This window comes from Streptomyces sp. NBC_01410 (genome assembly GCF_045040195.1).
In the GTDB taxonomy this organism is placed as follows: domain Bacteria; phylum Actinomycetota; class Actinomycetes; order Streptomycetales; family Streptomycetaceae; genus Streptomyces.
This window is the reverse complement of record NZ_CP109530.1, coordinates 4,447,409-4,472,663: the sequence shown is the minus strand read 5'-3', so window position 1 is coordinate 4,472,663 and position 25,255 is coordinate 4,447,409. Positions and strand designations below refer to the sequence as shown.

Genomic DNA, 25,255 nt, shown 5'->3' with positions numbered 1-25,255 from the left:
TCCTGAACTACCAGGTGGGCGGCGGGCCGTACTGCCCGGGCGCCTGGCCAGGTGCCTGGCCCGGAACCTGGCCGTGCACACCGGCCACCTGTCCTGGCACCTGCCCCGCCGCCGGTCCCTGCGCCGGGAACGGAGCGGCAGCATCCGTGACTTGAGCCACCGGAGCCGCGTGAGCAGGTCCCTGCGCCGGCGACCCGGCCGTCCGCCGCCGCGCCAGCAGGGTCCACACGCCGAGTCCCAGCACCAGCACGGTCCCCGCGCCGATCCCCGCGGCGGCGACCAGCTGCATCGTGTCGCTCTTCGCCGCCTGCGGCGCGCTCTTCCCGCTGTCCGCGGCCTCCTGGTCGTCCTTGGTGACCTGGAAGTCCCCGGCGGGCCCGTCGTACGCCGGAGCACCCCGCACCTCGCCCTCGACGTTCACGCGCAGCGTCAGCGGAATGGCCTTCGTGCCGTACTCCTTGCCGATCTCCGGGTTGAGCGTGACCGAGAGGTAGTACCAGCCGGCGAACCGCATGGCATTGGTGGAACTCGTGGAGTCGTATCGGTTCTCGTACGCCACCGGCGGCAGCGGGTCCAGCGCCAGCGACTTCTGCTTGCCGTCGTAGTACAGACTCGACGCGTCATCGACGTATCCACGGGCCGGGTTGTGCAGGGACAGCACCAGGGCATTGTTGACGCTCTTCGCACTGTCGGGCGCCGTACTGCTTCCGAGGTCGGCGCTGGCGAAGAGCTGCTGTCCCCAGTCGACCGGCACCCGGTAGAAGAGCGTCTGGCCGGGGGTGATCGTGTCCTGCCACTCGCCCTGCTTCAGGCTCGTGGCATGGGTGAAGCTCGTGCCGCCGTGCCGCTTCCCGGGGCCGCCTCCGGGCGCCGCGGGGGATGCGGACGGCCAGTTCTCGGCCGGCGCGGTGGGGCCTTGGGACTTCAGCCCGGACTCGGAGGCGAAACGGATCTCCACGTCCCACGGCTCGGGCGTGGAGGTGTCTGCCTTCGACCGCTGCAGGAGCACGTAGTACGCGCCCGCCTCCTGGCAGTTGCTGGTGTCCTTCGCGATCGTCCGGTCGGCATACGCGGCGACCGGCCTGGCGTACAAGGCCGATCCGAACTGGGCGTCCTCGTCACCGCACTTGTACCCCGAGCGGTCCTCGATGCTCACCGAGAGTTTGTCCGCGTACGACAGCTTCGTCGCCGGCTTGGGGACGGCGACGGCCGAGATGTAGGCGTTGGTCTTGGCATCGAGATCGACCCGGTAGTAGCGCTTCTCGCCCGGCTTGATCGTGTCCTTGTACGTCGATCCGGCCGTAAGAGACGGCCCGTCACTGTTGACCGGGGCGCCCTTGACGGTCTTGGCCTCGCTGTCGAAGGTGTACGGATTGGGCTCGCCGGCCGCCCATGACTGCCCGGGCAGCGCCGCCACCGCGCACATCGCCGCCATGGCCGCCAGCGTCACCCGGCCCGTGCCGCGCTGCCTCTTCACGCGCTTCTCCTTGTCCGCCGTACCAGTAAGAGCACCAGGCCCACGATCAGGACGACCGCGCAGTCGGCCGCCGCAGCGGTCGCGGTGCCGGACCATCCTGCCCCGGCAGCCACTCGGCTGTCTTCGCGGGCGGCCGAATCACCCGGCGTGACGGCGACTTCCCGTCCCCCAGCCCTTCGGCCCGCGCTGTCTGCCCCGCAGCGCTCGCACCCGGCAGCGGTCCCGCCACCACGGCGAGCAGCGCCCCCAAAGTTTGCTCTTGCAAGCTATTGATTTGCTCAGGCGAACTCAAGACCAAGATTGTCACGTTCACGCAACGGCACCGGACGGCCAAGAAAGGGGGCGGGCAGCACTGAGCCCCGGCCGCTTCAGCGACCGGGGCTCAGTGGTTTCAAGATTGCTGCGTCTCACACACCCGAACCTGCGGGCACGGAGTCGGTCGCCTCCGTCCACAGATCCTGCTCGGCGCGATCCGCCTGGATCTGGCGGTACACGAGGAGCCCGCCGATGGCGGCCAGTGCGACCAGGAGAAGCTTCTTCACCGCGCGACCTCGTCTTTCCTTGACGTATGAGGACTTCTGGCGCCCGACTATACACACCGACCGATACCGATCGGTGACCTGCGTAGGACCAGCGTACGACCTCCGGGCGCCCCAACTCCGGCCCCGGACAAAGCGATCGGCCCGGACGGAGAAACTCCGTCCGGGCCGAATCAAGCTGGTGGGGCTAACAGGATTTGAACCTGTGGCCTCATCCTTATCAGGGATGCGCTCTAACCAACTGAGCTATAGCCCCGCCGCGCTGCGCGCTGACTCATGAAGATTAGCGCACGTCGGGGCCAGTCCCAAAATCGGTTGTCCTGTCTCACTCGTCCTCGGCGAGGGTGAGCTCGACGCCGCCCACGAAACCCGCGGAGAGGTTGTAGATAAAGGCTCCGAGGGTGGCCAGAGCTGTGGCCAGCACCACATCGATCACCGCGATGACGGAGGTGAAGATGAGCACGCGCGGCAGCGACAGGAACGACTGAAGGTCGAATCCATTGCTCTCGTTGGAGCCGGTCGCCTCGCTGATCGTCCCGCCGACGGTGGAGAAGACACCCATCGCGTCCATGACCATCCACAGCACCGCTGACGCGATCACCGTGCAGATGCCCAGCGCGATGGAGAGCAGGAAGCTGACCTTCATCACGGACCACGGATCGGCCTTGGCCACCCGCAGCCGCGCCTTGCGCGTACGCGGCGTCGTACGGGCCCCGGTGCGCGGCCGGCGTACAGCCGCGCCCGGCTGAGGCGCGCCCCCGCCCTGGGGCGAGGGGTATGCCTGCGGCGGGTGATACGGCTGCGCAGGCTGCTGCGGCGCCGGCTGCTCGCCGCCGTACGTCTCGTGCGGGGGCATGGGCCCCCGGGTGTCCGTCACCGTAACCCCCTGGGAGTCCGCGGCAGGGCCACGGGCACCGTTCGCTCCGGATGCGGCCGATCCGGCGCCCGTGGCTCCACTCACGCTTTACTCCTCGTGCTCCCCTGCCGAGGGCTCACTGCCCTCGACTGCCGCCTCGGCCGCGTCGGCGCCGGCCAAATCGGTCGCTTCGACCTCGTCGGTCCCTTCGACCTCTTCGGCCTCGCGACCGGCCTCGGCGTTACGAGCGATGCCGACCACGGCATCGCGCTTGCCCAGGTTGATCAGTTGGACGCCCATGGTGTCACGGCCCGTCTCCCTGACTTCGTTGACTCGCGTACGAATCACACCGCCGCCAAGGGTGATGGCGAGGATCTCATCCGTCTCCTCGACCACCAGCGCGCCCACGAGCGAACCACGGTCCTCCACAATCTTGGCGGCCTTGATACCGAGGCCGCCACGACCCTGGACGCGGTATTCGTCGACGGCGGTCCGCTTCGCGTACCCACCATCAGTAGCAGTGAACACGAACGTACCCGGCCGCACCACATTCATCGAGAGGAGCTGGTCTCCCTCACGGAAACTCATGCCCTTCACGCCCGATGTGGCACGCCCCATCGGACGCAGCGCGTCGTCGGTCGCCGTGAACCGGATCGACTGCGCCTTTTTGCTGATCAGCAGCAGATCGTCCTCGGCCGAGACCAGCTCGGCACCGATCAGCTCGTCGTCGCTGCCGTCCTCCGTCTCACGGAGGTTGATCGCGATGACACCGCCCGACCGGGGCGAGTCGTAGTCCTTGAGCGGCGTCTTCTTCACCAGACCGCCCTTGGTGGCGAGCACCAGGTAGGGCGCGGCGTTGTAGTCGCGGATCGCCAGGATCTCGGCGATCTGCTCGTCCGGCTGGAAGGCCAGCAGGTTGGCGACGTGCTGACCGCGCGCGTCCCGGCCGGCATCCGGCAGCTCGTAGGCCTTGGCGCGGTAGACCCGGCCCTTGTTGGTGAAGAACAGCAGCCAGTGGTGCGTGGTGGAGACGAAGAAGTGGTCGACGATGTCGTCTTCCTTCAGCTTCGTGCCGCGTACGCCCTTGCCGCCCCGCTTCTGCGAGCGGTAGTCGTCCGTCTTCGTACGCTTCACATAGCCGCCACGCGTGATGGTGACGACGATGTCCTCCTCGGCGATCAGGTCCTCGATGGACATGTCACCGTCGAAGGGCACCAGCTTGGAGCGCCGGTCGTCGCCGAACTTCTCGACGATGACGTTCAGTTCCTCGCTGACGATCCGGCGCTGCTTCTCGGGCGAGGCCAGGATCGCGTTGTACTCATTGATCTTGGCCTGCAGCTCGTCGTGCTCGGCGACGATCTTCTGGCGCTCCAGGGCGGCCAGTCGGCGCAGCTGCATCTCGAGGATGGCGTTGGCCTGGATCTCGTCGATCTCCAGCAGGCCCATCAGGCCCTCGCGCGCGATCTCGACGGTGTCGCTGCGCCGGATCAGCGCGATGACCTCGTCGATCGCGTCCAGCGCCTTGAGCAGACCGCGCAGGATGTGCGCCCGCTCCTCCGCCTTGCGCAGGCGGAACTTCGTACGCCGGACGATGACCTCGATCTGGTGGTGCACCCAGTGGCGGATGAAGGCGTCGAGCGAGAGCGTGCGCGGCACGCCGTCGACCAGCGCCAGCATGTTCGCGCCGAAGTTCGTCTGCAGGTCGGTGTGCTTGTAGAGGTTGTTCAGCACGACCTTGGCGACGGCGTCGCGCTTGAGGACGATGACCAGGCGCTGGCCCGTACGGGACGAGGTCTCGTCGCGTACGTCGGCGATGCCGCCGATCTTGCCGTCCTTCACCAGGTCGGCGATCTTCTGCGCGAGGTTGTCGGGGTTGGTCTGGTACGGAAGCTCCGTGACCACCAGGCACTGGCGGCCCTGGATCTCCTCGACCTCGACGACCGCGCGCATCGTGATGGAGCCGCGACCGGTGCGGTACGCCTCCTCGATGCCCTTGCGGCCCACGACCAGAGCGCCCGACGGGAAGTCCGGGCCCTTGATCCGCTCGATGAGCGCGTCGAGCAGCTCCTCGTGGGTGGCGTCGGGGTGCTCCAGCGCCCACTGCGCGCCGGCCGCGACCTCGCGAAGATTGTGCGGCGGGATGTTGGTGGCCATACCGACCGCGATGCCGGCCGAACCGTTGACGAGCAGGTTCGGGAAGCGCGCCGGCAGAACCGTCGGCTCCTGGTTACGGCCGTCGTAGTTGTCCTGGAAGTCGACGGTCTCCTCGTCGATGTCCCGGAGCATCTCCATCGACTGCGGCATCAGCTTGCACTCGGTGTACCGCATGGCGGCGGCCGGGTCGTTGCCCGGGGAACCAAAGTTGCCGTTGGAGTCCACGAGCGGCATACGCATCGACCACGGCTGGGCGAGACGTACGAGCGCGTCGTAGATCGAGGAGTCGCCGTGCGGGTGGTACGTACCCATGACGTCACCGACGACGCGGGCGCACTTGTAGAAGCCCTTCTCGGGCCGGTAGCCGCCGTCGTACATCGCGTAGAGCACACGCCGGTGGACGGGCTTGAGACCGTCCCGTACGTCGGGCAGCGCACGCGAGACGATGACGGACATCGCGTAGTCGAGATAGGAGCGCTGCATCTCCGTCTCGAGCCCGACGGGCTCGATCCGCAGGATCGGCTCTTCTTCTTCGGTCGTGGCGGGGGTGTTCTCGTCGGCCATTGCTGGTCTTCAGTCCTTTCGTGCGGTCAGCTGAGACCGACTCAGATGTCGAGGAAGCGGACGTCCTTGGCATTGCGCTGGATGAACGAGCGCCGTGCCTCCACGTCCTCACCCATCAGCACCGAGAAGAGGTCGTCGGCCTGCGCGGCGTCGTCCAGCGTGACCTGGCCGAGAACGCGGTGGTCCACATCCATCGTGGTGATGCGCAGTTCCTCGGCGTTCATCTCGCCGAGGCCCTTGAAGCGCTGGATCGAGTCTTCCTTGATCCGCTTGCCGTTCTGCTTTCCCAGCTCGACCAGGGCGTCGCGCTCACGGTCCGAGTACGCGTACTCGAAGTCGTCCCGGCCCCACTTGATCTTGTAGAGCGGCGGGCGCGAGAGGTACACGTGCCCGGCCTCGACCAGCGGCCGCATGAAGCGGAAGAGGAAGGTCAGCAGCAGGGTGTTGATGTGCTGACCGTCGACATCGGCGTCCGCCATCAGGATGATCTTGTGATAGCGGAGCTTCTCGATGTCGAAGTCCTCGTGTACTCCGGTGCCGAAGGCCGAGATCAGCGCCTGGACCTCGGTGTTCTGCAGGATCTTGTCGATCCGCGCCTTCTCGACGTTCAGGATCTTGCCCCGGATGGGCAGGATCGCCTGGTACATCGGGTTACGGCCGGACTTCGCCGAGCCGCCGGCGGAGTCACCCTCGACGATGAAGATCTCGCACTTGGTGGGGTCGTTCGACTGGCAGTCGCTCAGCTTGCCCGGCAGGGAGGCCGACTCCAGCAGGCCCTTGCGACGGGTCAGATCGCGTGCCTTGCGGGCCGCGACGCGCGCCGTCTGCGCCTGGATGGACTTGCGGATGATGTCCGCGGCCTCATTGGGATTGCGGTCGAACCAGTCGGTGAGGTGCTCGTGCACGACCTTCTGCACGAAGGTCTTCGCCTCGGTGTTGCCCAGCTTGGTCTTGGTCTGGCCCTCGAACTGCGGCTCGCCCAGCTTGACCGAGATGATCGCGGTCAGACCCTCGCGGATGTCCTCGCCGGAGAGGTTGTCGTCCTTCTCGCGCAGCAGCTTCTTGTCGCGCGCGTACCGGTTGACCAGGCCCGTGAGCGCGGACCGGAAGCCCTCTTCGTGGGTACCGCCCTCGTGGGTGTGGATGGTGTTCGCGAAGGAGTACACGCCCTCGGTGTACTGGGAGTTCCACTGCATCGCGATCTCGACCGAGAGCAGGCGCTCCTTGTCCTCGGCCTCGATGTCGATGACGGTCGGGTGGATGAGCTCGCCCTTGCGGGAGTTGAGGTACTTGACGAAGTCGACGATGCCGCCTTCGTAGTAGTACTTCACCGCGCGCGCGGGCGTCTCCTCGTCCGGCTCCTCGGGGGCGTCGGCACCTACGGTGGCCTTCGCCGACTCGCGCTCGTCCGTCAGCGTCAGGGTCAGGCCCTTGTTGAGGAAGGCCATCTCCTGGAAACGGCGGGAGAGCGTCTCGAAGGAGTACTCGGTCGTCTCGAAGATGTCCGGATCGGCCCAGAACGTCACCGTGGTGCCGGTCTCGTCCGTGGCCTCGTTCTGAGCGAGGGGCGCGGTCGGGACACCGAGCTTGTAGTCCTGCGTCCAGCGGTAGCCGTCGGCCTTGACCTCGACGGAGACCTTCGACGACAGGGCATTGACGACCGAGACGCCGACGCCGTGCAGACCGCCGGAGACGGCGTAGCCGCCGCCGCCGAACTTGCCGCCGGCGTGCAGAACGGTGAGCACGACCTCGACGGCCGGCTTGTTCTCGGACGGGACGATGCCCACGGGGATGCCGCGGCCGTTGTCGATGACGCGCACGCCGCCGTCGGCGAGGATCGTGACGTCGATCGTGTCGGCGTGACCGGCCATGGCCTCGTCGACGGAGTTGTCGACGACCTCTTGGACGAGGTGGTGGAGTCCACGCTCACCGGTTGAACCGATGTACATGCCAGGTCGCTTGCGGACCGCGTCCAGGCCCTCGAGGACCGTGATCGCGCTGGCGTCGTACGAGGCGGTTACCTCGCCGTTCCCACCGGCAGGAGTGGACGGAATGTTCTCGTTGGGGTTGCCGGAATCGGCCACGAAGCGCCCTTTCTGGCACAGCACAAGCCGTTCTCCGGGCAGGCAGGAGCGGCTGCGTCGTTCGACATGTTCCGCGAGTGGGCGGGATTGTGCACCAGTCTACCGGTACCGCCGACCCGAATGGGGGTTTGCCGGTAGCTGCGTCCTCATGTGCCGCCCTGAACCGTGTCGGTCCGACTCCCCATATCTGGGAAGGGGCTCCAGGAGGCTCACACGGGCATTGAGCGCTTCGGGCTGTCAACCACTGGCTACGGTGAGGGACACCTCATACGCATCGGGGGGTTTCGGGTGTTACGTGATGGGCGGCGCTGCATGGGCGTCAGGGGGGCGGGGCGCGGGCTCCGGGCGAGTCGGGGGGCGTTGGCGGTCGCGGGGCGGCGTGAGGCGTGCCCGGGGTCAGGGTGGCAGCGGGTGGGGCGAGCGCCACCCCCGCGAGGACGGCTATGGCGCGAAGCTGCCGCTACAAGGTGCCGGGCCAGTCCAGAGCCTTTTCTCCGCGGCGGAGCCGGCGATCCGGGGCGAGGGTGGGAGACAGATCCGCCTTGAGCGAACACCGCACGTCCGCAGTCACGAGCCCGGCCCCGCGGGGCCGCCGCGACGCGAGACCCCCGCACCGGGACCCGGGAGCGAAGCCCAAGGGCCCCGCCTCACCCGTACGTGTCGCCCGGTCCCACACTCCCCGGCGCCCGCAGCGCCCCGTACGTCCTCGGCGGCCCACCCGGCCCCAGTACCTTGATCAGCCGTACCGTCCCGTGCCCCAGGTCCTCGTTCAGCCGTGCCACCAGCCGCGGCGCCAGCAGCCTCAGCTGCGTCGCCCACGCCGTGGAGTCGCACTGCACGGTCAGCACCCGCTGATCCGGGTCCTCCTCGTACCGCAGCGGCACACAGTGGTTCGCCAGGTCCGCGCCCACGATCTGCGGCCAGCGACCCATCACACCGCCCACCGCGGCCGGTGTCTCCCAGCCCCGCTCGGTGATCAGCCGGTTGATCGCCGCACCCAGCGGGAGCGGATCGCGCCCGTCCGCCCGCGCGCCCGATCGCAGCCCGCCGCCCCGCCTGGCCTGTTTCTTCTGCTGTGCCGCGGCGCCACGCGCCTTCGCCTGTTCCTTCGCGGCGCGCAGCGCGACCCGCGCCAGGTCGACGCCCGAGGACTCGGGCACCGCCGGCGGCTCGGCCGCTTGATTCGGCTCCTCGCTCATACGCGCCCCACCGCCCCGTCCGCCACCAGGTACCGCGCCCCGGCCAGGACCGCCGGCACATCGTCGTCCACTGCCGCCGTCACCAGCACCTGCTCGCCCGGCGCGACCAGTTCCGCCAGCCGTTCGCGGCGCCGCACGTCCAGTTCGGCGAAGACATCGTCGAGGACCAGCACCGGCTCGTTGCCCTCGGCTCTGAGCAGGTCGTACGAGGCCAGCCGCAGCGCCAGCGCGTACGACCAGGACTCGCCATGGCTCGCGTACCCCTTGGCGGGCAGCTGCCCCAGCTTGAGCACCAGGTCGTCGCGGTGCGGCCCGACCAGCGTCACGCCCCGCTCGATCTCCTGCTTGCGCACCTCGGCCAGCGCACCGGTCAGCTGCTCGCCCAGGGCTTCCCGACCATGCACCGAGCCCTCTCCCACAACGCCTTCACCGACACCCACAGCGGCACCGGAGGAGGAACGGTACTCCAGCGCAACCGGCCCGCCCCCCGGCGCCAGTTGCTCGTACGCCTTGTCCGCCAGCGGCTGCAGCGCCGCGATCAGATCGATCCGCTGCGCCAGCAACTCCGCCCCGGCGCGCGCCAGATGCTGATCCCACACGTCCAGCGTCGACAGGTCCATCCCGCGCCCGCCGTGACGCCGCGCCATGGCCGCGGACTTCAGCAAGGTATTGCGCTGCTTGAGCACCCGCTCGTAGTCGGAGCGCACCCCCGCCATCCGCGGCGAGCGCGCCGTGATCAGCTCGTCCAGGAACCGCCGCCGCTCGCCCGGGTCGCCCTTCACCAGCGCCAGATCCTCGGGCGCGAACAGCACCGTCCGTACTATCCCGAGCACATCACGCGGCCTGACCTGTGAGGACCGGTTGATACGTGCCCTGTTGGCCTTCCCCGGATTGAGCTCGAGCTCGATCAGCTGGGAGCGCTCGCCCTGGGTGACGGCAGCCCGGATCACCGCCCGGTCCGCGCCCATCCGCACTAGCGGCGCATCCGACGAGACCCGGTGGCTCGCCAGCGTCGCGAGATAGCCGACCGCCTCGACGAGATTGGTCTTACCCTGCCCGTTCGCCCCCACGAACGAGGTGACGCCCGGGTCGAGTGGGACCTCGACCCGGGCGTACGAGCGGAAGTCGGCCAGCGACAAATGCGTGACGTGCATGGATGTACGCCGACCTCCCCCGGTTCGGGACTAGTTCTTGTTCTCGACCGCGTGGCCGCCGAACTGGTTGCGCAGCGCCGCGATCATCTTCATCTGCGGGGAGTCGTCCTGACGGGACGCGAAGCGCGCGAACAGCGAAGCGGTGATCGCGGGCAGCGGCACCGCGTTGTCGATCGCGGCTTCCACAGTCCACCGGCCCTCGCCGGAGTCCTGTGCATAACCGCGCAGCTTCTCCAGGTGCTCGTCGTCGTCCAGCGCGTTGACCGCCAGGTCCAGCAGCCAGGAACGGATGACCGTGCCCTCCTGCCAGGAGCGGAAGACCTCGCGTACGTCGGTGACCGAGTTGACCTTCTCCAGGAGCTCCCAGCCCTCGGCGTAGGCCTGCATCATGGCGTACTCGATGCCGTTGTGGACCATCTTCGCGAAGTGGCCGGCGCCGACCTTGCCCGCGTGGACGGAGCCGAACTCGCCCTCGGGCTTGAGCGCGTCGAAGATAGGCTGGACCCTCGCGACATGCTCGGCGTGGCCGCCGTACATCAGCGCGTAGCCGTTCTCGAGACCCCAGACACCGCCGGAGACACCGCAGTCGACAAAGCCGATGCCCTTGATGCCCAGCTCGACCGCGTGCTTCTCGTCGTCCGTCCAGCGGGAGTTGCCACCGTCGACGACCACGTCGCCCGGCTCCAGCAGCTCGGCCAGCTCGTCGATGGTGGACTGGGTCGCGGCTCCGGCCGGGACCATCACCCACACGACCCGGGGGCCCTTGAGCTTGCCCACAAGCTCGCCGAGGCTGTGGACATCGGCGAGGTCCGGATTGCGGTCGTAGCCAAGGACGGTGTGGCCTGCGCGGCGGATGCGCTCGCGCATATTGCCGCCCATCTTGCCAAGGCCGACGAGACCGAGCTCCATCACAGATTCCTTACGCGTTGTATGCCGATTCGTACCCGGCTCCGAGCCTACGCCCGGGCGGTACGGACGGCCTGACGGGCCTGCTCACGCCCGAGCAGGCCCGTCAGGATCAGCCGTTCGGCCGTCTTCGCCGTCTCAGCCGGAGAGCCGCACGGGCATGATCAGGTACTTGTACGCCTCGTCGGCCTCGGCATCCATGGCGGGCTTGCCGCTCAGCAGCGCGGGCTTGGTGGAGGTCGTGAACGACAGCTGGGCGACCGGCGAGTCGATGGCGCTCAGGCCGTCGAGCAGGAAGGTCGGGTTGAAGGCGATCGAGATGTCGTCGCCCTCCAGGTTCGCGTCGACGCGCTCCACAGCCTGTGCGTCGTCGCTGGAACCGGCCTCCAGGATCAGCACGCCCTGCTCGAAGCTGAGCCGGACCGGAGTGTTCCGTTCGGCGACCAGCGCGACACGCTTCACGGCCTCGACGAAGGGCGCGGTCTCGATGACGGCGACCGAGTTGAACTCGGTGGGGAACAGCGTCCGGTACTTCGGCAGATCGCCTTCGAGCAGCCGGGTCGTGGTCCGCCGTCCTGCGCCCTCGAAACCGATGAGCCCCTCACCGGCACCCGAGCCGGAGAGCGCGAGCGTGACCGTGTCACCGCTGGTCAGCGCCTTGGCGGTGTCCAACAGGGTCTTGGCGGGCACCAGCGCGACGGCGGACGCCTCCGGGTTCTCCGGCTTCCACAGGAACTCACGGACCGCGAAGCGGTAGCGGTCGGTGGAGGCCAGCGTGACGGTGTCGCCCTCGATCTCGATCCGCACGCCGGTGAGGACGGGGAGTGTGTCGTCGCGGCCGGCGGCGATGGCGACCTGTGCGGCGGCGGAGGCGAAGACCTCACCGGGCACGGTGCCGGTCGCGGTCGGCATCTGCGGCAGCGCCGGGTACTCCTCCACAGGCAGGGTGTGGAGTGTGAATCGCGAGGAGCCGCAGACGACGGTCGCCCGTACACCGTCTGTGGAAATCTCCACGGGGCGGTTGGGGAGTGCGCGGCAGATGTCGGCGAGGAGCCGGCCGGAGACGAGCACGGTGCCGTCCTCGTCCACCTCCGCCTCCACGGAGACGCGCGCCGAGACCTCGTAGTCGAAGCTCGAGAAGCTGAGGGCGCCGTCCTCCGCCTTCAGAAGAAGGCCCGCGAGTACGGGCGCCGGCGGACGGGCCGGGAGGCTGCGGGCCACCCAGGCCACCGCCTCCGCGAGTACATCGCGCTCCACCCGGATCTTCACCGGAACCGCCTCCTGCTGTTGCTGGCTCGCCCTTGCTGGCCTTCGTCGTCGGCTGTGTCGCCGGGGACCAGTCTGACGTACGGCACCGACAGTCGGTGCGGGTCGGGGTCAAGTCGTGGCAAGAGGTGTCGGGGGCTCCGGGCTCGAGTTGTGCACAGGGCCTTCTTCGAAGCGAATTCCCCGGTAACTCTAAGTGGGAGTAGTAGTAGGGCCTGTGGAAACCGTGGATAACGTCATCCATGCAGGTCAGACCCGTTTTTTTGTCCACCGGGCCTGTGGGTGGCACCGGTGGACAACCCGGTGCTTCTGTGGACGCCCGAAAGTTCTGCACATCCGATGCACAGGAGAGGGGGACTTCTCCCCAGCGCCGTCCCCAGCTTTACCCACGTTCCCCACAGCCCAACCGACCACGTTGGTGTGACGCCTTTCACTCGACCCGGTGAGCTCGGGCGTTTCGTTGCCGAACAGTGGACAAGGGTGTGGAGAAGCCACGCGAAGCTGTGGGCAACGCGGCGCTGCCTGTGGGCCGCCGGTGGACAACTTCGATCGCGCCTTGTGGACGGATCCGGCGTCCACAGACTGTGGAGCACGGTTGACCACAAATCCACAGCCAGCTGACCTGGTGTGATGAAATCTCGGCAACCGCCCCTGTGGATGCGATCTGGACAACTTTCCAGTCCCCAGGCTGTGGACGGAAGATCGTCCCCAGATCTGTGGAGAACACCCTCTCGTCGCCAGGTATTCGAACACCGGACATCCGCAGGACAGGTACGCAAACGGCTGCGGAACGCCGAAGGGCGCTCCGGAACGTCGTCCCGGAGCGCCCTCGAAGGCCCCTTGTGCTGGTGAGCCGCTGGTCGCGTCAGCCGTTCTTGATGCGGTTGGTGAGCTCGGTGACCTGGTTGTAGATGGATCGCCGCTCGGCCATCAGCGCGCGGATCTTGCGGTCGGCGTGCATCACGGTCGTATGGTCGCGTCCGCCGAACTGCGCGCCGATCTTCGGCAGCGACAGATCAGTGAGCTCGCGGCACAGGTACATCGCGATCTGGCGGGCGGTCACCAGCACCCGGCTGCGCGAGGATCCGCAGAGATCCTCCACCGTCAGACCGAAGTAGTCGGCGGTCGCCGCCATGATGGCGCTCGCGGTGATCTCGGGGGCGGAGTCCTCGCCGCCGGGGATCAGGTCCTTCAGCACGATCTCGGTGAGGCCGAGATCCACCGGCTGCCGGTTGAGCGACGCGAACGCCGTCACCCGGATCAGCGCGCCCTCCAGCTCACGGATATTGCGCGAGATGCGGGACGCGATGAACTCCAGCACCTCCGGCGGGGCGTTGAGCTGCTCCTGTACCGCCTTCTTGCGCAGAATCGCGATACGCGTCTCCAGCTCCGGCGGCTGTACGTCGGTCGTCAGACCCCACTCGAAACGGTTCCTCAGCCGGTCCTCCAGCGTCATCAGCTGCTTGGGCGGCCGGTCCGAGGAGAGCACGATCTGCTTGTTGGCGTTGTGGAGCGTGTTGAAGGTGTGGAAGAACTCCTCCTGCGTCGACTCCTTGCTCGCCAGGAACTGGATGTCGTCGACCAGCAGGATGTCCACATCGCGGTAGCGCTTGCGGAACGTGTCGCCCTTGCCGTCGCGGATCGAGTTGATGAACTCGTTGGTGAACTCCTCGGAGCTCACATACCGCACACGCGTGCCTGGATAGAGGCTGCGCGCGTAGTGCCCGATGGCATGCAACAGGTGCGTCTTGCCGAGCCCCGACTCCCCGTAGATGAACAGGGGGTTGTACGCCTTGGCCGGCGCCTCGGCGACTGCTACCGCCGCGGCGTGCGCGAACCGGTTGGACGCGCCGATGACGAAGGTGTCGAAGAGGTACTTCGGGTTCAGCCGGGCATGGGGCTCACCCGGGCCCGGTGCCGGTGAGGGCTGCGCGCCCAGCGGTCCGGGAGCGCCCGTGGGAGTCCCGCGGTGGGGCGTCTGGTGGTCGGGCCGCTCGTGCCGCTCCGGGCGATGCTGCTCGTAGGGCTGGCGCTCGGGCGACTGCGGCTGCCGGTAGTCGTGCTGCGGCTGGCGCGGCCGGGCGGTGGCGTACGGCTCGCGCCATTGCTCCGCGGAGGGGTCGCGGTCCTGGAAGCCGCCGAGCCTCGGCTGCTGCCAGGACAGATCTTCCTGTGTGCGTGGCCAGGCGCCGGGTTCCGGGCGCTGCTGCTGCCGCTGCTGGTACTCGGGGTAGGCGGGGCGGACATCGGGCAGGCCGTCGTCTCCCCCGGGCCGGTGCCCGTAGCTGTCGTAGGGGTCGCTCTGCCGGGAGTCGCGAGGATCGTCGTGCTGCGGGCCCTGGTACCGGGGAGCCTGCTGAGCCGGGGACTGCTGCGAGGCCGGGGGCTCGCCCACGGAGTCGTCCACCGTGATGGCGATCCGGATGGGGCGGCCGCACTCACGGCTCAGGGTCTCGCTGATCAGCGGAGCCAGCCGGCCCTCGAGGACACGCTTGCCCCATTCATTGGGGACGGCGAGCAGCGCTGTGTCGGCCACCAGTGCGAGCGGCTGGCAGCGCTCGATCCACTGTTTGTCCTTGGGCTCGATGCCCTGCTGGCCCTCTGCGAGGAGCTGTTCCAGCACTCGTGGCCACACTGCGGCAAGATCGGCAGGTACATCAGCCACAAGGCACGCTCTCTCGCAGGTCCCACGAATGTGTGGTTCTCGGGACGGGATGGGAAGACAGGCAGGAAAGGAATTGGAGTTCAGCCACGGTAGTCAGGGCGACCCGCGCGGTTCAAGTTGTTGTCCACAGCCTGTGCACAGTGGACCACGTCATCAGGCTGGTTTGACCGGATGGCGTAGCCGCGCGTACCGTAACCAGGTCGAGTTGTCGATGGCTGCTGCCGCCTGCCTCCGATGGGCAAAGATCACGGTCTGTGATCGTGAAGCGGTGCACTCGGGCGTAAACGCGAGCTTCTCGTGGGCGCACGGTGACAGCCAGGCGATGTCCCGCCATCTACGAATCATTTCTGGAGCCCCCGAGTGAGCAAGCGCACCTTCCAGCCGAACAACCGTCGTCGCGCGAAGACCCACGGCTTCCGCCTGCGGATGCGTACCCGTGCCGGCCGCGCGATTCTCGCGAACCGCCGTGGCAAGGGTCGCGCCAGCCTGTCCGCCTGATCGTTAACAGGTCATGACGTGCTGCCTACCGAGAATCGGCTGAGGCGGCGCGAGGACTTCGCGACCGCGGTACGCCGAGGACGCCGGGCCGGTCGCCCGCTCCTCGTCGTCCATCTACACAGCGGTGCAACGGACCCGCACGCGCCTGGGGAGAGCGCTCCCCCGACGTGTGCGGGTTTCGTCGTAAGCAAGGCCGTCGGCGGCGCAGTCGTCCGCAACAAGGTCAAGCGAAGACTGCGTCACCTGATACGTGAACGACTCACCGAGCTGCCCCCCGGTAGCCTGGTGGTCGTACGGGCGCTGCCCGGTGCGGGCGACGCCTCCTATGAACAGCTGGCCCGAGACCTGGATGCCGCCCTCCAGCGGCTGCTGGGAGGGGGCGCGCGATGAAGTACCCGCTGCTGGCGCTGATCAAGCTGTACCAGTGGACGATCAGCCCGCTGCTGGGCCCTGTCTGCCGGTACTACCCGTCGTGCTCCCACTACGGATACACGGCCATCGACCGGCACGGCGCGGTCAAGGGCACAGTACTGACCGCCTGGCGCATCCTGCGATGCAATCCATGGTCGCCGGGTGGCGTTGATCATGTGCCGCCGCGCAAGCGTCCGCGGTGGCACGAAATGCTGCGTGATGCCTTGCGTGGCAGCAAGGGCGGGCACTCCGCCGCCGATGTGCCTCCCCGGGGGTCGACCCCCGAACCCCCGAGTCCGGCAGCAGAGACCTCGCCCAATGCTCAAGGAGCCTGATTAGTGGACACGATTGCCAGTCTCTTCAGCTTTATCACCACACCTGTTTCGTGGGTCATCGTCCAGTTCCACACGCTCTACGGGGCAGTCTTCGGCCCCAACACGGGCTGGGCCTGGGGACTGTCCATCGTGTCGCTGGTGATCCTCATCCGGATCTGTCTGATTCCGCTCTTTGTGAAGCAGATCAAGTCGACCCGGAACATGCAGGCGCTCCAGCCGAAGATGAAGGCGATCCAGGAGCGCTACAAGAGCGACAAGCAGCGTCAGTCCGAAGAGATGATGAAGCTGTACAAGGAGACGGGCACCAACCCGCTCTCCTCGTGCCTTCCGATCCTCGCGCAGTCGCCGTTCTTCTTCGCTCTTTACCACGTGCTCTCCAGCATTGCCTCGGGCAAGACCGTCGGCGTCATCAATGAATCGCTGCTGGACAGCGCCCGTCAGGCACACATTTTCGGTGCCCCGCTCGCCTCGAAGTTCACGGACAGCACGGCGGAGGTCGCCGCACTCGGCGCCTCGCTGACCGATGTGCGCATTGTCACCGCGATCATGATCGTCATGATGTCGGCGTCGCAGTTCTACACGCAGCGCCAGCTGATGCAGAAGAACGTGGACCTGACGGTCAAGACGCCGTACATGCAGCAGCAGAAGATGCTGATGTACATCTTCCCGGTCATCTTCGCCGTGATGGGCATCAACTTCCCCGTTGGTGTCCTCGTCTACTGGCTGACCACCAACGTGTGGACCATGGGCCAGCAGATGTACGTGATCAACCAGAACCCGACGCCGGGCAGCAAGGCCCAGGACCAGTACCTGCAGCGGCTGCTGAAGGGCGTCACCGCGCACAGCGAGGTCAAGTCGCGGCGCAAGCGGACCGTGGTCCGGGCGATCGTCGCCAAGGGTCCGGACCGCAACGAGAACGAGCGCCGGTTCATCACGGGCCTCACCAAAGCCGGCTTCGCCGCTCAGACGGACGGCACGGTGATCAAGAGCGACGTCGCCGAGACCGAGACCGAGGCTGGCGCCGCCCAGAGGCGCCAGCAGCCCAAGCGCCAGACCAAGGCGAAGCGGCAGTCCGCCAGTGCCCAGCAGGGCGCGCCCAAGAGCACCGATGCCGCAGACTCGGCCCCGAAGCCTTCGCTGCAGAAGGACACGCCTCAGGGCGCAAAGCCGGGCAAGCCCGCCTCGGGTACCCCACGCCAGCAGCCCAAGTCCGGGCAGCGCAAGGGCCAGCAGCGGCCCAAGCACCCCTCGTCCAAGAAGTAAGCAAGAAGGAGTCCATCCGTGACGGAAGGCACCATCTCGGCCGCCGCCGAGGGTGGCGACACCCTGACCCGCCTCGAGCAGGAAGGGGAGATCGCGGCCGACTACCTCGAGGGTCTGCTCGACATCGCCGATCTCGACGGTGACATCGACATGGACGTCGAGGCCGACCGGGCCGCGGTCTCGATCATCAGTGACTCGGGCAGCCGCGATCTGCAGAAGCTCGTCGGCCGTGACGGGGAGGTTCTGGAGGCACTTCAGGAGCTCACCCGGCTCGCCGTACACCGGGAGACCGGAGACCGCAGCCGGCTGATGCTGGACATCGCGGGCTTCCGGGCCAGGAAGCGCACCGAGCTCGCCGAGCTCGGCGCCAAGGCCGCCGACGAGGTCAAGAGCACCGGTGAGCCGGTCAAGCTCGACCCGATGACGCCCTTCGAGCGCAAGGTCGTCCACGACGCGGTCGCGGCCGCGGGTCTGCGCAGTGAGTCCGAGGGCGAGGAGCCGCAGCGCTTCGTCGTCGTTCTCCCTGCTTGACCTCCACTGTTCCGTCGGCCCCGTCTGTTCGCAGGCGGGGCCGATCTTTGTCAGCCTGATAGTCAGTCCACAGTCCACAGTGCGGTACGGAAGGACGGTTCCCGTGACGGAGGCAGCAGAGCTTCCCCAGGCGCCAGCAGAGGCGCGGACGGTTTTCGGAGACTTCTTCCCGGAGGCCGTGCGGTATGCGGAGCTGCTCGCGGACATCGGCGTGAAGCGTGGACTGATCGGTCCTCGTGAGGTGCCTCGGCTGTGGGAACGGCATCTGCTGAACTGCGCGGTGCTTTCCGAGGTAGTGCCTGAGGGCGTGACGGTCTGCGATGTGGGCTCGGGGGCCGGCCTCCCGGGCATTCCGCTGGCGCTTGTCCGTCCGGATCTGAAGATCACACTCCTCGAACCGCTGCTTCGCCGGACGAATTTCCTCCAGGAAGTCGTCGAACTGCTGGGTCTGGAGCATGTGACCGTGGTCCGGGGCCGGGCCGAGGAAGTGCTGGGCAAGCTGCCTCCGGTGCATGTGGTGACCGCACGTGCCGTGGCGCCGCTGGACCGGTTGGCGGGCTGGGGAGTGCCCCTGCTGCGACCGTACGGAGAGATGCTCGCCCTCAAGGGCGACACCGCCGAGGAGGAGATTCAGGGGGCACGTGCCGCCCTGAGCAAGCTCGGTGTGGTGGAGACCTCGGTACTGCATGTCGGTGAGGGGATTGTCGATCCGCTGTCCACGGTGGTCCGTGTGGAGGTCGGGGAGAGCCCTGGCGGTGTGCGCTTCGCCGCGAAGCGGGCCAAGGCGGCCCGGACCAGCCGCACTCGTCGGCGTCGCTGATCCATACAGTTCGTACTGCCTATGAGTAATGCTCCATACAAGCTTCCATACGTACGCATTTCGGAGTGTCGCGCGGGCGTAGTCCTGCGGCGCGTGCATCGTGTTTCACGTGAAACGTCGCTCACTGCTGCAGGGAATCATCAGTCGCGGCCGTGCTGCCGCCCCGATGCGGGACCGAAAGCCCCTCGTGAGGGCTACGGAGTTGTCCACAGAGGTGGATTCACCCACAGAACCACCTGCCTCGCTGGTTCACGACCCCGAAAGCATGGCAGGCTCTGTTCATCGCGAGCCTGATGTCGAGGAGAGTGAATCCTTGCGGTCCGACGCCAACATCGCGGGACCGATGACCGACCCGGTCCCCGGTCCCCGTACAGAGTCACCGGGGGAGGATGTTTCACGTGAAACACCGCCCCCGATGGACGACACCCCCATCGGCCGTGCTGCCCAGCTGGCCGTGGAGGCGCTGGGGCGTGCCGGCGAGGGTCTGCCCCGACCTGAGCAGACACGCGTCATGGTTGTCGCCAACCAGAAGGGCGGCGTAGGGAAGACCACCACCACGGTCAACCTCGCCGCTTCGCTCGCCCTCCATGGCGCGCGTGTTCTGGTTGTCGACCTGGATCCACAGGGCAACGCCTCCACGGCGCTGGGGATCGATCACCACGCCGAAGTCCCTTCGATCTATGACGTCCTGGTGGAGAGCAGGCCGCTCTCCGAGGTGGTCCAGCCGGTCCCGGACGTCGAAGGTCTCTTCTGCGCCCCCGCCACCATCGATCTCGCCGGTGCGGAGATCGAGCTGGTGTCGCTGGTGGCGCGGGAGAGCCGACTGCAGCGAGCCATCCAGGCCTATGAGCAGCCGCTGGACTACATCCTCATCGATTGCCCGCCCTCGCTCGGTCTGCTGACCGTCAACGCGCTGGTCGCCGGTGCGGAGGTGCTGATCCCCATCCAGTGTGAGTACTACGCGCTGGAAGGTCTGGGGCAGCTGCTGAGGAACGTGGACCTGGTGCGCGGGCATCTCAACCCGACGCTGCATGTGTCGACGATTCTGCTGACCATGTACGACGGCAGAACCCGGCTCGCCTCACAGGTGGCGGAGGAGGTGCGCAGCCACTTCGGCGAGGAGGTGCTCCGTACGAGCATCCCGCGCTCGGTGCGTATCTCGGAGGCCCCCAGCTATGGACAGACGGTGCTGACCTACGATCCAGGTTCCAGTGGGTCTCTGTCGTATCTCGAAGCGGCGCGTGAGATCGCACTGCGAGGGGTCGGGATCCACTACGACCCGCAGCAGGCCCATGTGGTCGGCCAGAACAGCCAGCAGAACATCTCGGAGGGGATCCAGTGAGCGAGCGACGTAGAGGATTGGGGCGTGGGCTCGGTGCGCTGATCCCTGCCGCTCCCCAGGAGAAGCAGGCGCCCCTTGCAGGGGGTTCGAGCTCTCCGGGAGCGGCTCCGGTGCTGACCGCGGAGCGGGGTGTTGCGGCCGCCAAGGTGACTACGCTGCCGGCGGCCGCCGTTTCGCCGGATCCGATCACCCTGGCACCGGAGGAGCCGGAGGCAGTAACGCAGCCCGCGGAGCCGGCCGGTGCGCACTTTGCCGAGCTGCCGCTCGATGCCATTACGCCCAACCCGCGTCAGCCGCGTGAGGTGTTCGACGAGGACGCTCTCGCGGAGCTGGTCACGTCCATCAAGGAAGTGGGCCTTCTCCAGCCCGTCGTCGTACGGCAGTTGAGCGCTGAGCGCTACGAGCTCATCATGGGCGAGCGCCGCTGGAGGGCCTGCCGCGAGGCTGGTCTGGAGCGGATTCCCGCGATCGTCCGGGACACGGACGACGAGAAGCTCCTCCTGGATGCGCTGCTGGAGAACCTCCACCGCGCGCAGCTGAACCCGCTGGAAGAGGCTGCCGCCTACGACCAGCTGCTCAAGGACTTCAACTGCACCCACGACCAGCTGGCCGACCGGATCGGACGCTCGCGTCCGCAGGTGTCCAACACTCTGCGCCTGCTGCGTCTGTCGCCTCCTGTCCAGCGCAGGGTCGCCGCCGGGGTGCTCTCGGCCGGTCATGCGAGGGCGCTGCTCTCGGTGGACGATTCCGAGGAGCAGGACCGGCTTGCGCACCGGATCGTGGCCGAGGGGCTCTCTGTGCGGGCGGTCGAGGAGATCGTCACACTGATCAACTCGAGCACCAAGAGCACGACCAAGCCGAAGAGCCCGCGGGCAGGGGCCCGGCTGTCGCCGGCGCTCACCGATCTCGCGTCACGGCTCTCCGACCGCTTTGAGACCCGGGTGAAGGTCGACCTCGGTCAGAAGAAGGGAAAGATCGTCGTCGAGTTCGCGTCGATAGACGATCTGGAGCGCATTCTCGGCACCCTTGCCCCCGGTGAGGGTCGGGTCCTGGAGAAGGGCCTCGCCGAGGAGCCGGGTGAGGACGACGAGGGCTGAGGCTCTCGCCAGTGTCGTAAAGGGCGGGCCATGTTCCGGTGGGTTGACCGGACATGGCCCGCCCTTTGCTGTAGGCCTGTACCCGTGTCGGGGCTGGGTGGATACGATGCGTTCTGGTAGGGCGCATCCACCTTGATCCACCTCAGAGGGAGGGCGAGGGCAATGCGAACGGTGAGCCGCAGCCAACTGGTGACAGCGGGCCTGGGCCTGGGGGCAGTCGGAGGCTTTATCAGCAGCCTGCTCCAGGAGCGGAGCGCGCTGGCAGCCGCTCGTAGCGCGGCGGGTGAGGGAAGCGAGGAACAGCCTTCATGGGGCGTCGGCTTGTACCGCTCACGCTGGACAACCTTTCGGACCTTCCCAAGCGTTGTCGTGCGTGTGTCTTCTGGGAGCTTGATCCGGTCAGTGGGGAAGCCGCGGTAAAGGCGGGAACCCCCGAGCTGGAGAAGGAGGCCTGGATCTCGGCTGTGCTGCTGGAGTGGGGCTCTTGCGGCCGAGTCGTCTACGTCGACGAGGTTCCGGTCGGCTTCGTCCTCTACGCGCCACCCGCTTATGTGCCGCGTTCCACGGCTTTCCCCACCAGTCCCGTCTCACCCGACGCCGTCCAGCTGATGACCGCCTGGATCAATCCTGGCTATCAGGGACAGGGACTTGGCAGGGTCATCGTGCAGACAGTGGCCAAGGATCTGCTGCGGCGGGGCTTCCGTGCGATCGAGGCATTCGGAGACGCGCGCTGGAAGGAGCCTGCTTGTGTGCTGCCCGCCGAGCATCTGCTGGCAGTCGGCTTCAAGACGGTGCGACCCCATCCGACGTATCCCCGCCTGAGGCTGGAACTGCGGACGACGCTCTCCTGGAAGGAAGATGTGGAGCTGGCCTTGGACCGGCTGCTCGGAGCTGTGAAGAAGGAGCCGGTGCTGCGGCCGCTCTGACCGCGAACGCGAGAAGGGGCTCATCCCCAGTGGGGATGAGCCCCTTCGTGTTTCACGTGAAACAGCGGCGCTGTACTGCTCGCCGACTACTCGCCGATGAAGCCCTCGAGGTCGCGGACGATGGCTGCCTTCGGCTTGGCACCGACGATGGTCTTGGCGACCTCGCCGTTCTGGTAGACGTTCAGCGTCGGGATCGACATGACGCCGTACTTGGCGGCAGTGGCCGGGTTCTCGTCGATGTTGAGCTTCACGATCTCGATCTTGTCGCCGTGCTCGGCCGCGATGGCTTCGAGGGACGGCGCGATCTGGCGGCACGGTCCGCACCAGGCGGCCCAGAAGTCCACCAGCACGGGCTTGTCGCTCTTGAGGACATCCTCTTCGAAGGTGTCGTCTGTCACGTTCTTCAGGGCGCCGGCCACGGCGGCCTCCTTACTACTTTGCGGGGTGTGAGGGGGATGGAATGCAGAGGGTCAGACCGCGGAGGTCTTCTCAGCCTCGGCGGCCTTCTCGCCGTCGGCGAGAGCGGCGAGGTGACGCTCGGCGTCGAGGGCCGCCGCACAGCCGGTTCCGGCAGCCGTGATGGCCTGGCGGTAGGTGTGGTCGACGACGTCACCCGCAGCGAAGACACCGGTTAGGTTGGTGCGCGTCGACGGCGCCTCCACCTTCAGGTAGCCCTCGTCGTCCTGCTCGAGCTGGCCCTTGAAGAGCTCGGTGCGCGGGTCATGGCCAACGGCGATGAAAAGACCGGTGACAGGGAGCTCAGAGGTCTCGCCGGTCTTGGTGTTGCGCAGCGTCAGACCGGAAAGCTTCTGCTCGCCGTGGATTGCCGCGACCTCGCTGTCCCAGGCGAAGGAGATCTTCGGGTCGGCGAAGGCACGGTCCTGCATGGCCTTGGAGGCACGCAGGCTGTCACGACGGTGGACGATGGTGACGGACTTGGCGAACCGGGAGAGGAAGGTCGCCTCCTCCATCGCGGTGTCGCCGCCGCCGATGACGGCGATGTCCTGGTCCTTGAAGAAGAACCCGTCACAGGTCGCACACCAGGAGACGCCGCGCCCGGAGAGCGCGTCCTCGTTGGGCAGGCCGAGCTTGCGGTGCTGGGAGCCCGTGGTGACGATGACGGCCTTGGCCCGGTGGACGGTGCCCGCTGTGTCTGTGACGGTCTTGATCTCGCCGCTGAGGTCGACGGAGACGATGTCGTCCGGGACCAGCTCGGCGCCGAAGCGCTCGGCCTGCGCACGCATGTTGTCCATCAGGTCCGGACCCATGATGCCGTCGCGGAAGCCGGGGAAGTTCTCCACCTCGGTCGTGGTCATCAGTGCACCGCCGGCGGTGACGGCTCCCTCGAAGACCAGCGGCTGCAGCGATGCGCGCGCGGTGTAGAGCGCCGCCGTGTAGCCGGCCGGCCCGGAGCCGATGATGATCACATTACGGACGTCGCTCACGGGTTTCTTCCTCGTCTCTGCGAACTGCCTGCTGCCTACGGGGGCGGGTCTGTGACCCTCACCCCACCCAACGGATCCTACGGGGCTTGCATTCCCGGGACGCCCGCGCGGCGCGGCGGCATGTGTCAGCGCAGAGGGTACGAGTTGGTGAGCAGGAGCTTCCCCGCAGATGCGGGCGCTGACTCGACGCAGGCCGCATCGATCACATACGCCTGGACCTGCTGGCTGTCCGTGGAGTGCGGCAGCACGACGAGGTAGGCGTCCTCGCCCTTGTACTCGCCCTTCTCGACGGCGATCGGGGCATCGGTGCGGTCGGTGCCCTTCTGGATGCAGGGCGGCACTGCCACGGTCGGCTTGTGCCTGGGCGAAGGGGGATTGGCCTCGCTGGTGAGCGACGGGCCCTTCTCGATCCGCGGCTCGGGCTGATCTGAGCCGGCGGTGAGCAGCGCCTGGACATGGCCCTTGAGGTCGGAGTCCGAGAAGTCCTGGGAGGAGCCCGCCGCGGAACTGACGCCCGCATCTTTCTTCGCAGAGTCGGCGTTGTTGACACCGGTGGACTGCAGGAGCAGGACGCTCATTCCGATTGCGGCTGTGCCGAAGACGGCGCCGAGGACGGCTTTCCGTCGCCGCCGTCCGGGGCGGCTGCGGCCGGGCCCCGTGGCAGCGCGCGGGTGTCCCGAGGGGCGGTCGGCGGGAGTGGTCTCGGCCGGTTGAGGGGCGGGCGCTGTTTCACGTGAAACATGTGCCGTCTCTTCGGGCGCGGTGGAGTCCAGCAGAGCCTCGGCAGCAAGAGCGGCGTCAATGCGACCGGCGATGTCGGCGGGCATTCGATGAGCGCCCGGCAGCGTGCCGAGCAGTCCGCGGATTTCCTCAAGCGACTCGCGTACGTCGGCGCACAACGGGCAGCCGTCCAGATGCTCGCGCACCTCGGCTGTACGGGACGGGGGGAGTAGACCCTCGGTGAGGTCGGAGATTTCCGAGACGTCAGGGTGCCGACTCGTGTCGGTCGTCGATGTCACGCGCGCCCACCTCCGCCCTTCACGGCTGCAGGGTCATTCGGCCCTGCGTCCCTTTGTCCCGACGCCGGTGGGACGGATGTCCCCGGCGTCCGGTTCCTTCCCACGCTGAGCTCGGTGTTATCCCCGGCATCACCACGCAGATGAGTGAGCATCGGAAGCAGTCGTGCCCGACCGCGAGCACACCGGCTCTTGACGGTTCCGGTCGGTACATCGAGGACACGGGCCGCCTCGGCGACCGGATAGCCCTGCATGTCCACCAGCACCAGTGCGGCCCGCTGATCGACGGGCAGTTTCGCCAGCGCAGCGAGGAGCTCGCGATGCAGATCCTGTCGCTCCGCCGGTGCCTCGGCGGACTCATGAGGCTCGAGAAGCTGCTCCAGGCGCTCCGTGTCGTCGACGGGCGAGGTCTTGCGTGAGGCCGCCTTGCGGGCCCGGTCGAGACAGGCGTTCACGGTGATGCGGTGAAGCCAGGTGGTCACGGCGGACTGGCCGCGGAAGGTATGGGCGGCCCGGAAGGCGGACACCAGGGCGTCCTGGACCGCGTCCGCCGCTTCCTCGCGGTCGCCCAGCGTGCGCAGGGCGACGGCCCAGAGCCTGTCGCGGTGGCGCCGTACAAGCTCACCGAAGGCATCCGGGTCCCCCGCGACATGGCGTGCCAGAAGGTCCTGGTCGCTTGCGTCGCCGAGTGTCGCGTCGTCCAACGG

The 25,255-nt window shown here is 67.5% G+C and carries 23 protein-coding genes and 1 tRNA gene; 9 read left to right on the top strand and 15 right to left on the bottom strand.

Annotated features, from left to right (window positions below; translation table 11 throughout):
- Window positions 1-7: 7 nt before the first annotated feature.
- The 11 genes from OG741_RS20475 to dnaA all read right to left on the bottom strand — a co-directional run bounded on the left by OG741_RS20475 (window position 8) and on the right by dnaA (window position 14,864).
- Entirely contained in the window at window positions 8-1,477 is a 1,470-nt protein-coding gene (locus OG741_RS20475; RefSeq protein WP_405599905.1) for a hypothetical protein, read from the bottom strand.
- Between the two features lie 407 nt (window positions 1,478-1,884).
- A complete protein-coding gene (locus tag OG741_RS20470; RefSeq protein ID WP_003958712.1) occupies window positions 1,885-2,019 on the bottom strand; it encodes a DLW-39 family protein in 135 nt (44 codons plus the stop codon).
- Window positions 2,020-2,195: 176 nt separating this feature from the next.
- Window positions 2,196-2,272 (bottom strand) — tRNA-Ile (locus OG741_RS20465).
- A 69-nt stretch (window positions 2,273-2,341) separates the two neighbouring features.
- Window positions 2,342-2,977 (bottom strand): DUF3566 domain-containing protein, encoded by a 636-nt coding sequence (locus OG741_RS20460; RefSeq protein WP_405599903.1) that lies wholly within the window; start codon window positions 2,975-2,977, stop codon window positions 2,342-2,344.
- A gap of 3 nt (window positions 2,978-2,980) precedes the next feature.
- Window positions 2,981-5,590: a DNA gyrase subunit A gene (gyrA, locus tag OG741_RS20455; protein ID WP_405599901.1), complete on the bottom strand. Its 2,610-nt coding sequence runs from the start codon at window positions 5,588-5,590 to the stop codon at window positions 2,981-2,983.
- A 41-nt stretch (window positions 5,591-5,631) separates the two neighbouring features.
- Window positions 5,632-7,698: a DNA topoisomerase (ATP-hydrolyzing) subunit B gene (gyrB, locus tag OG741_RS20450; RefSeq protein ID WP_405599898.1), complete on the bottom strand. Its 2,067-nt coding sequence runs from the start codon at window positions 7,696-7,698 to the stop codon at window positions 5,632-5,634.
- Window positions 7,699-8,321: 623 nt separating this feature from the next.
- Complete coding sequence (locus OG741_RS20445) at window positions 8,322-8,873, bottom strand: DUF721 domain-containing protein (protein WP_266480566.1); 552 nt, start codon at window positions 8,871-8,873, stop codon at window positions 8,322-8,324.
- On the bottom strand, window positions 8,870-10,027 hold the full coding sequence (recF, locus tag OG741_RS20440) for a DNA replication/repair protein RecF (protein WP_405599896.1): 1,158 nt from the start codon (window positions 10,025-10,027) through the stop codon (window positions 8,870-8,872). The genes OG741_RS20445 and recF overlap by 4 nt, the downstream gene beginning before the upstream one ends.
- Before the next feature lie 30 nt (window positions 10,028-10,057).
- Window positions 10,058-10,936 carry a phosphogluconate dehydrogenase (NAD(+)-dependent, decarboxylating) gene (gnd, locus tag OG741_RS20435; RefSeq protein ID WP_266480571.1) on the bottom strand — a complete coding sequence of 293 codons (879 nt, stop codon included), beginning with the start codon at window positions 10,934-10,936 and terminating at the stop codon, window positions 10,058-10,060.
- Between the two features lie 135 nt (window positions 10,937-11,071).
- Complete coding sequence (dnaN, locus tag OG741_RS20430) at window positions 11,072-12,202, bottom strand: DNA polymerase III subunit beta (RefSeq protein WP_142214717.1); 1,131 nt, start codon at window positions 12,200-12,202, stop codon at window positions 11,072-11,074.
- An 862-nt stretch (window positions 12,203-13,064) separates the two neighbouring features.
- Window positions 13,065-14,864 carry a chromosomal replication initiator protein DnaA gene (gene dnaA, locus OG741_RS20425; RefSeq protein WP_405599891.1) on the bottom strand — a complete coding sequence of 600 codons (1,800 nt, stop codon included), beginning with the start codon at window positions 14,862-14,864 and terminating at the stop codon, window positions 13,065-13,067.
- Window positions 14,865-15,224: 360 nt separating this feature from the next.
- Between dnaA and rpmH the strand changes: the two genes are divergently transcribed.
- The 9 genes from rpmH (at window position 15,225) to OG741_RS20380 (ending at window position 22,087) form a co-directional block, all read left to right on the top strand.
- Window positions 15,225-15,362 (top strand): 50S ribosomal protein L34, encoded by a 138-nt coding sequence (gene rpmH, locus OG741_RS20420; protein WP_006381191.1) that lies wholly within the window; start codon window positions 15,225-15,227, stop codon window positions 15,360-15,362.
- Between the two features lie 18 nt (window positions 15,363-15,380).
- Window positions 15,381-15,752 carry a ribonuclease P protein component gene (gene rnpA / locus OG741_RS20415; RefSeq protein ID WP_324975326.1) on the top strand — a complete coding sequence of 124 codons (372 nt, stop codon included), beginning with the start codon at window positions 15,381-15,383 and terminating at the stop codon, window positions 15,750-15,752.
- Window positions 15,749-16,108 (top strand): membrane protein insertion efficiency factor YidD, encoded by a 360-nt coding sequence (gene yidD / locus OG741_RS20410; RefSeq protein WP_266480578.1) that lies wholly within the window; start codon window positions 15,749-15,751, stop codon window positions 16,106-16,108. The genes rnpA and yidD overlap by 4 nt, the downstream gene beginning before the upstream one ends.
- 3 nt (window positions 16,109-16,111) lie before the next feature.
- Window positions 16,112-17,371 carry a membrane protein insertase YidC gene (gene yidC / locus OG741_RS20405; protein WP_405599889.1) on the top strand — a complete coding sequence of 420 codons (1,260 nt, stop codon included), beginning with the start codon at window positions 16,112-16,114 and terminating at the stop codon, window positions 17,369-17,371.
- Between the two features lie 18 nt (window positions 17,372-17,389).
- Complete coding sequence (locus OG741_RS20400) at window positions 17,390-17,902, top strand: R3H domain-containing nucleic acid-binding protein (protein WP_266480585.1); 513 nt, start codon at window positions 17,390-17,392, stop codon at window positions 17,900-17,902.
- 103 nt (window positions 17,903-18,005) lie between these two features.
- Entirely contained in the window at window positions 18,006-18,722 is a 717-nt protein-coding gene (gene rsmG / locus OG741_RS20395) for a 16S rRNA (guanine(527)-N(7))-methyltransferase RsmG (protein WP_324975336.1), read from the top strand.
- A 265-nt stretch (window positions 18,723-18,987) separates the two neighbouring features.
- Window positions 18,988-20,064, top strand: coding sequence for a ParA family protein (locus OG741_RS20390; RefSeq protein WP_405599886.1), 1,077 nt, complete (start codon window positions 18,988-18,990; stop codon window positions 20,062-20,064).
- Window positions 20,061-21,161 (top strand): ParB/RepB/Spo0J family partition protein, encoded by a 1,101-nt coding sequence (locus OG741_RS20385; RefSeq protein WP_405599884.1) that lies wholly within the window; start codon window positions 20,061-20,063, stop codon window positions 21,159-21,161. The genes OG741_RS20390 and OG741_RS20385 overlap by 4 nt, the downstream gene beginning before the upstream one ends.
- A 308-nt stretch (window positions 21,162-21,469) precedes the next feature.
- Complete coding sequence (locus OG741_RS20380) at window positions 21,470-22,087, top strand: GNAT family N-acetyltransferase (protein ID WP_405599882.1); 618 nt, start codon at window positions 21,470-21,472, stop codon at window positions 22,085-22,087.
- 86 nt (window positions 22,088-22,173) lie between these two features.
- Here the strand turns inward: OG741_RS20380 and trxA are convergent, their stop codons facing one another.
- From trxA to sigM, 4 genes are all read right to left on the bottom strand, one after another.
- Window positions 22,174-22,506, bottom strand: coding sequence for a thioredoxin (gene trxA / locus OG741_RS20375; RefSeq protein ID WP_142214727.1), 333 nt, complete (start codon window positions 22,504-22,506; stop codon window positions 22,174-22,176).
- A 51-nt stretch (window positions 22,507-22,557) separates the two neighbouring features.
- Window positions 22,558-23,532 carry a thioredoxin-disulfide reductase gene (gene trxB, locus OG741_RS20370; RefSeq protein WP_405599880.1) on the bottom strand — a complete coding sequence of 325 codons (975 nt, stop codon included), beginning with the start codon at window positions 23,530-23,532 and terminating at the stop codon, window positions 22,558-22,560.
- Window positions 23,533-23,657: 125 nt separating this feature from the next.
- On the bottom strand, window positions 23,658-24,551 hold the full coding sequence (locus OG741_RS20365; protein ID WP_405599878.1) for an anti-sigma factor family protein: 894 nt from the start codon (window positions 24,549-24,551) through the stop codon (window positions 23,658-23,660).
- Entirely contained in the window at window positions 24,548-25,252 is a 705-nt protein-coding gene (sigM, locus tag OG741_RS20360; protein ID WP_266480600.1) for an RNA polymerase sigma factor SigM, read from the bottom strand. The genes OG741_RS20365 and sigM overlap by 4 nt, the downstream gene beginning before the upstream one ends.
- Between the last annotated feature and the right edge of the window lie 3 nt (window positions 25,253-25,255).

Coding starts and splice junctions, on each gene's coding strand:
- gyrA (WP_405599901.1), bottom strand. CDS start 5,590: ATGGCCGACGAGAACACCCCCGCCACGACCGAAGAAGAAGAGCCGATC.
- OG741_RS20445 (WP_266480566.1), bottom strand. CDS start 8,873: ATGAGCGAGGAGCCGAATCAAGCGGCCGAGCCGCCGGCGGTGCCCGAG.
- recF (WP_405599896.1), bottom strand. CDS start 10,027: ATGCACGTCACGCATTTGTCGCTGGCCGACTTCCGCTCGTACGCCCGG.
- gnd (WP_266480571.1), bottom strand. CDS start 10,936: ATGGAGCTCGGTCTCGTCGGCCTTGGCAAGATGGGCGGCAATATGCGC.
- yidD (WP_266480578.1), top strand. CDS start 15,749: ATGAAGTACCCGCTGCTGGCGCTGATCAAGCTGTACCAGTGGACGATC.
- OG741_RS20390 (WP_405599886.1), top strand. CDS start 18,988: ATGGCAGGCTCTGTTCATCGCGAGCCTGATGTCGAGGAGAGTGAATCC.
- OG741_RS20380 (WP_405599882.1), top strand. CDS start 21,470: ATGGGGCGTCGGCTTGTACCGCTCACGCTGGACAACCTTTCGGACCTT.